Origin of the sequence: Martinezella lusitana, from assembly GCF_010668395.1 — a bacterium.
Classification (GTDB): domain Bacteria; phylum Pseudomonadota; class Alphaproteobacteria; order Rhizobiales; family Rhizobiaceae; genus Rhizobium; species Rhizobium lusitanum_A.
The window spans coordinates 52,701-59,942 of record NZ_WUEY01000030.1; the positions used below are offsets into that span (position 1 = coordinate 52,701).

A 7,242-nucleotide genomic window follows, 5' to 3' on the forward strand; every position below is an offset into this window, starting at 1 on the left:
AACTACTTAAAGCTCTTGATCGCCCGGCGGGCGATCGGCGATCTTGTCGTTATTTCGGCAAGCGTTCCATCACAAGCCACTCCATCAGCGGGGTTGTCTTGAATACGAAGATGCCGGCGAGAAGCGCGGCGGTACTGGCGATAAGGAAGCGACCGCTATAGGCGCGACCGCCGAGGGCGAAGGCATATGCCATTTTGGCGACCGTATTGGCGATGACGGCTGCTCCAAGAGCCGTCGCCGCGAATTCGGCGCTGATAGTATCAAGGATGCCAGCAATGGTAACGGTGATGGCATCAATATCCGCAAGTCCGGAAAGTGTCGAGACGACGAGTAGACCAGACTCCCCAAACCAGGTCGCAGTCGCCCGTGCCAGGAAACCCACGGTAACAAGGAGAAGTGCGGTTTTCAATACGGCAAACAATTCAAACGGGTTTCGTGCAGGGCTTTCCGTATGTTCGGTTGTGCCGTTCCGCGCAAACAGCAGCGAAAAGGCGGCCATCGCAAGAGCGGCGGCAATCAGCGAAGGCCCGAGGCGTCCCGCGATCGACGGTGCAAGGATGGCGATATAGAGAAGGACCTTGAGATACGAGACGGCGTTTGCCGCAGTCGCTCCGGCGACCAGCAGTGCCGCGGATCCTCCGCCAACGCTGAGCCGGGCATTCGTGACGGCCATCGCGGTCGACGATATCAAGCCGTTTACCGCCCCCGCTACGAGTTCGCCGCGTACCTGTCCCAATGCCTTGACGGCGACATATCCAAGAAAGGAGATGCCGGCCAGAAGGACGACCAGTAGCCAGGTGCCGGAGGGGGAAATGCCGCCGAACGGGCCGATCGGCGCCGTCGGCAGTATCGGCAGGACAATGACGGCCATCGCAAGGAAGACGATGGCGGATCGCAACTCGTTCCAGCTCAGCGTTCGAACGAACCGATGCAATATCTCACGGCTGGCCAGGATGGCCACGAGCGCGACCCCGCCGGCTGCGGCCAACGGCGCGTTGCCGAGCACGGCCAAGGCTCCGAGCGCAAAGGTCGCCATGGCGGTGACGACCGAGGTGGCGCTGTAATTGCCCTCGGCGTTCGATTCCCGGTACTGATAGAGGGCGAAGATCGAACTGAAGATCGCAAACATGGCGATGACGACAAGGCCGTGTCGTGTGGGCGGAGCGGAGAGCGTCTGCTCGATCAGGCCCGAAAGGCCGCCCAGCATGCTGGCGATCATGAAGGTGCGTATTCCCGCGGTCCGCATTCCGGCGCTTTCATCGCGTTCCCGCCAATGGCGTTCGATGCCGATGACCGCTCCGATAGCCAGCGCCAAACCAAGGCGCTCGAAAGGTTCAATGCTCTCCATCCCGATCCCTTGTTCGAAGCGGTTGCGCCCTGGGAGCTGCAAATCACCTCTTCCCGAATTGTCCGACGAATGTGCATTGTATGTTTCACGGGCAAGATACGGAAGGGGTAAAGGCAATTGCAGGTAGCGTCGTGATTCGCCCCCGATGCGGTGTTTCACATGCCGGCAGGCGCCGAAAGCCGGCCGGCAGCCGATTTTTGTGGATGAACGCCCCGGCCGGCAATCATCGAAACAGGCATAATTTCTCACAGGCCTTTCGTTCGGCTCCAAGAATATCCACCGGATCGACCAAGGAACGTCGATTGGCTTTTCGATTGGCCTGGCGTTTTTTTGAATACTGTTTTTCAGGGCGCTTGTTCGGATTTCGCCGGGATGTGTAATCGTCACGAGGCGACTTTGGTTTGTTCGTCTTGAGTTACCAACCCGCGAAGTATTCCGGAAAACCCGCCTCTTCCCCCGGAGCATTTCTTGGCAACGACTACTGAATAATTCATACGAATTTCCTGAGCTTTCCTCCGTTATGCTTGCATCGAGAAACTAAGTATCCCGTATTGGTTGTTGCCAAAAACACACACGTAAGAATATCTGAATTTTCGAACAGGGATGGCATTTCCCAAAGCAATTTCAAACGTATAGTTTGATCGCGCGGATGGGGGAAGGGCGCTGATTCAGGCGCCAGCAGATCGTCTTGCAGCTAAATTTCCAGTCTTGACGACCTGTAGGATTTTACATGAGCGTTCGATTTCGCGTGAGAACTGCTGCCCCCTTTTTCCGGAAGGCTTCCAGCGGAACGAGCCGCATGCCAGCTTTTACCCGGATGCTTGCCGGCAGCCTTGTCGCGGCGGCGCTTCAGCTCACCTGCGCATCGCAGTCGTTCGCGTCGTCGGGATGTGATGGCATCAATGCCTACTGGGGCGGCGGCCAGACATTTTCGGGCGATGCCGGAGAATGGCAGGCTCCGCTATCGTTGGATGCCGGTGACAAGATTACGTATGTGGTCACTTCCAGCGGAAGCACCAACAGCAATGCCAATATGGGGTCGGGCTTCGCGCTATATACCAATGAAGGGGCTAGCGACCCTGAGGAAATACCTGTCCAGCAATATGCCGCAATCAATCAAGAGTTGAATTTAAACGGCACCTATACGGCCACCCAGGCTTATCCGGATTTCGTTGTCTATGCCTGGTCGCAAGCGACAGGCGGTACGATTCATGCCTCCGTTACCTGCGCCAGCGCCACGGCGACCATCACGCCGCCAGCATATCCGGTAACGCAGGCTGGAAACATAACCTCCACCCTGAGCATGACGTTGTCTCAGGCTCCGGCCACCGGTTTGACGGTGACCCCCACGGCTGCGGGATTGACCTTCAATCCGCCGTCGATCACGTTTGGGGCCGGCACCACCAGCCAGACCTTTACGGTGACCGCCGCCGCCAATGCGACACCTGGATCGACTGCGATCACCTATGCCTTGAGCGGGCCGAATGCTGCACAATATACCGCGCCAGCGGCTTCGGCGATGACGGTTCTTGGCGCCATAACGCCGCCGGCATACCCCGTTCTGCTGCAGGGCGATACTTCGTCCATCCTGACGATGACCGCAACGGCCGCCGGCGCCGTGTCGGTGACACCATCAGGCGCCGGTCTCACGTTTACGCCGCCAGTCGTGAATTTCTCAGGTGCCGCAACCCAAGCTTTCACCGTGACCGCCGCGTCCAATGCGGGACCGGGCCCGGTCGTGGTCAGCTATACGCTTTCGGGCGCGGAAGCGTCTTTCTACGTCACACCGGTATCTGAATCCATTACGGTCAGCTCGCCCGTTCCCATGGTCAGTTCGATTTCGCCGACGACAGGTCCGACTGGCGGCGGCACGTCGGTGACCCTGACAGGTGCGAACTTCACGGGTGCGACGGCGGTCAGGTTCGGCGCGACGGCGGCAACGAGCTTCACCGTCAATTCGGCAACGTCGATCACCGTGACTGCGCCTGCCGGCCCGACAGGAACGGTCGATGTCACGGTTACGAGCGCCGCCGGCACGAGCGCGACGTCAGCGGCCGATCAGTACACCTACGTGGCTTCTCCGACAGTGACGGGACTCTTGCCAAGCTCCGGTCCGTTGGCTGGTGGTACGACGGTTACCATCATGGGCGCGAATCTAACCAACGTGACGGCTGTTCACTTCGGATCGGTGACGGCGACCTCGCTTACCGTAAACTCCCCGACCTCGATCACGGCGGTTGCACCTGCCAGCGCGGCGGGAACGGTCGATGTCACGGTTACGAGCCCGGGCGGCACGAGTGCGACGTCGATGGCGGATCAGTATACCTATGTTCCCGCGCCGACGGTGTCCTCGATCGGTCCAACGGCCGGTCCTGTCGCCGGCGGCACGGTTGTGACGCTCACGGGCACGGGTTTCAGCGGCGCCACGGCAGTCACGTTCGGGGCGACGGCGGCAACGAGCTTCACCGTCAATTCGGCAACCTCGATCACAGCGGTCACTCCCGCCAATTCGGCCGGAACTGTGGACGTACGCGTGACGACGGCCAACGGCACCAGCGCGACGTCGGCAGCCGATCAGTACACCTATATAGCCGCTCCAACGGTGTCGAGTATCAGCCCTACCGCTGGGCCAAGCACCGGCGGGACGACCGTGGTGATCCATGGCACCGGTTTTTCCGATACGACCTCGGTGACGTTCGGAGCGACGGCCGCGACGAGCTTTACCATCGATAGTGCCTCGCAAATCACGGCGACGACGCCGGCGGGCACCGGAACGGTCGATATCGTTGTGACGACGGCCGGCGGCACGAGTGCGACATCCGCCGCCGATCAGTTCACTTACCTCGCAGCCCCGGCGGTAACCGGCATCAGTCCGACGTCAGGGCCGAGCATGGGCGGCACGACGGTGACGATCACCGGAACCAATTTCACCACGGCGACAGCCGTTACCTTCGGGGCAACAGCCGCTTCCGGCTTTACCGTCAATTCCGCGACCTCGATCACCGCAACCGCGCCTTCCGGCTCCGGGACCGTCGATATCAGGGTGACGACGGCCGGCGGCACGAGTGCGACAGCCGCGTCGGATCAATTCACCTATGTATCTGCTCCGACCGTGAGCTCGGTCAGTCCGAATACCGGTCCCGCCGCGGGAGGGACGACGGTGGTGATCACGGGCACGAACTTTACCGGAGCCTCGGTAGTGACGTTCGGCGCAACCACTGCGACGAGCTTCACCGTCAACAGTGCGACGCAGATTACCGCGACCACTCCGGCTCACGCGGCAGGTCCGGCGGATATCGTGGTCATGACGACCGCAGGTTCCGCGACGTTTACAAGCGGCTTCACCTATCTCGCCCCCATCCCGACAGTGACGGCAATCTCGCCAGGTTCAGGCCCGCAGGCAGGCGGGACCTCGGTGACGATCACCGGCACGGACCTGGCGGGCGCGACAGCCGTAACCTTCGGTGGGTCTGCGGCGTCCGGCTTCACCGTCAACAGCGCGACGCAGATCACTGCGACTACTCCGGCTCATGCGGCTGGCGCGGTCGATGTTGCGGTCACCGCGCCGGGTGGTTCGGCGATATTGACCAACGGCTATGCCTTCCTCAATCCGCCGGTCGTCAGCGGCGTTGTGGCGACGGTCGCGCAGAACTCTTCCGCCAACCCGATCACGCTCGCCATCACGGGCGGAGCCGCAACCTCGGTCGCGGTCTCGACGGCGGCGGCCCATGGTACTGCGACGGCCTCCGGCACCGCGATCACCTATACGCCGGCAGCAGGCTACGTCGGATCGGACAGCTTCGCTTACACCGCCACCAATGCCGACGGCACGTCCGCGCCGGCGACCGTCAGTATAGCGGTCTCTGCACCGACGATCTCGATCGGCCCTGCGTCGCTGTCGGCGGGTGCCATCGGCACCTCCTACAACGAGACCGTGACTGCCTCGGGCGGCACCGGCCCCTATATCTTCACGGCAGGCTCACTTCCGGCCGGCCTGACGCTGTCTTCGGGCGGCGTTGTCTCCGGTACACCGACCGCTGGCGGCACCTTCAACTTCACCATCACCGCAACAGACAGTTCGACCGGCACAGGCGCACCCTTCAGCGCATCCCGGGCCTACAGCCTGACCATCGCCGACCCGACGATCAGCATCGCACCGACGATACTGACCGCGGCTGCCGTCAACACTGCCTATAGCCGGACCATTACCGCGTCGGGTGGGACCGCTGGCTACAGCTATGCCGTGACGGCGGGCTCACTGCCTGCCGGCCTGACACTGTCTTCGGGCGGCACTCTGTCGGGTACGCCGACCGCGTCCGGCAGCTTCAATTTCACCATCACCGCAACGGATAGTTCGACCGGTACGGGACCGTTTATGGGTTCCAGGGCCTACAGCCTTTCAGTTACGGCTAATCCGCCGGTCGCCAACGGCGTTGCGGCGACGGTCGCGCCGAATTCGACGAACAACCCGATCACGCTCGACATCACAGGAGCTGCGACCTCGGTCGCGGTGGCGACAGCCGCCACGCATGGTACGGCGACCGCATCGGGCACCGCCATCACCTATACGCCCGCGACGGGCTACAGCGGATCCGACAGCTTCACCTATATTGCCATCAACAGCGAGGGCACATCGGCACCCGCGACCGTCAGCGTCACGGTCTCCATCCCGACGATTTCCGTCAGCCCGTCGACCCTGTCAGCGGCCTCGGTCGCTGTTGCCTACAGCCAGACGATCACGGCCTCCGGCGGCACCAGCGCGTATAGCTACGCGATCACGGCCGGCGCGCTTCCGTCCGGCCTGACGCTGTCCCCGGCGGGTGCGGTCTCCGGAACGCCGACGGCGGGCGGCAGCTTCAATTTCACCATCACCGCAACGGACAGTTCGACGGGGACGGGCGCGCCGTTCAGCGGCTCCAGAGCCTATAGCCTGACGGTTGCCTCGCCCTCGATCTCGATCGCACCGGCGACGCTTCCGGCCGCGACCGTTGCCACAGCCTATAGCCAGACCGTGACAGCCTCGGGTGGCACCGCTTCCTACAGCTATGCGGTGACGGCGGGCGCGCTGCCAACCGGCCTTACATTGTCTTCGGGTGGCGCGCTCTCAGGCACGCCGACCGCGTCCGGCAGCTTCAATTTCACTATCACCGCAACGGACAGCTCGACGGGGAGCGGACCCTTCACCGGCTCCAGGGCCTATACCCTGACGACCAACGTCCAGCCGCCGATCGCCGGCAGCGTCTCGGCAACCGTCGCCGCCAACTCATCCGCCAATCCGATCACGCTCAATATTACAGGCGGAACGGCGGCCTCCGTGGCCGTCGCGACCGGAGCCGGCCATGGCGCCGCAAGCGCATCGGGAACCGCGATCACCTATACGCCGACGGCAGGCTATAGCGGGCCGGACAGCTTCACCTACACCGCAACGAACTCCTCCGGCACGTCCGCGCCGGCAACCGTCAGCGTGACGGTCAGCGCGCCGACGCTGTCCTTCTCGCCGGCAAGCGGCGCCCTTGCCGCCGGCATGATGAATGCCGCCTACAGCCAGACCGTGACTGCCTCGGGCGGTACCAGCCCCTACAGCTATGCGGTAACCGCGGGCGCGTTGCCGCCCGGCCTTACGCTCAACCACGCAGCGGGGGCGATTACCGGCACGCCGACGACGTCAGGCAATTACAGCGTCTCGATCGGCGCTACCGATGCCAACAACGCCACGACATCGGTCGCCTATACGATCGCGATTGCGCCGCCGCCCACCACATTCGTGTTCACGCCGGCTGGCGGGGCGCTCAGCGAGGCCATGGCGGGCGAGGCCTACAGCCAGCAGATTTCGGCAAGCGGCGGCACCGGTACGAAGATCTACAGCCTTGCCTCCGGCAGCCTGCCGAACGGCC

General features: G+C 62.9%; 2 protein-coding genes. One reads left to right on the forward strand and one right to left on the reverse strand.

Annotated elements, in window-relative coordinates; all coding sequences use genetic code 11:
* Positions 1-49: 49 nt before the first annotated feature.
* Positions 50-1,348 carry an MgtC/SapB family protein gene (locus GR212_RS33345; RefSeq protein ID WP_163993713.1) on the reverse strand — a complete coding sequence of 433 codons (1,299 nt, stop codon included), beginning with the start codon at positions 1,346-1,348 and terminating at the stop codon, positions 50-52.
* A 799-nt stretch (positions 1,349-2,147) separates the two neighbouring features.
* Between GR212_RS33345 and GR212_RS33350 the strand changes: the two genes are divergently transcribed.
* Positions 2,148-7,242: beta strand repeat-containing protein (locus GR212_RS33350; protein WP_204326868.1), on the forward strand; the 5,095-nt coding region annotated here is incomplete at its 3' end.

What these genes read in the sequence shown, in the direction of transcription:
- GR212_RS33345 (WP_163993713.1), bottom strand. Translation starts at nt 1,348, where the DNA reads ATGGAGAGCATTGAACCTTTCGAGCGCCTTGGTTTGGCGCTGGCTATC.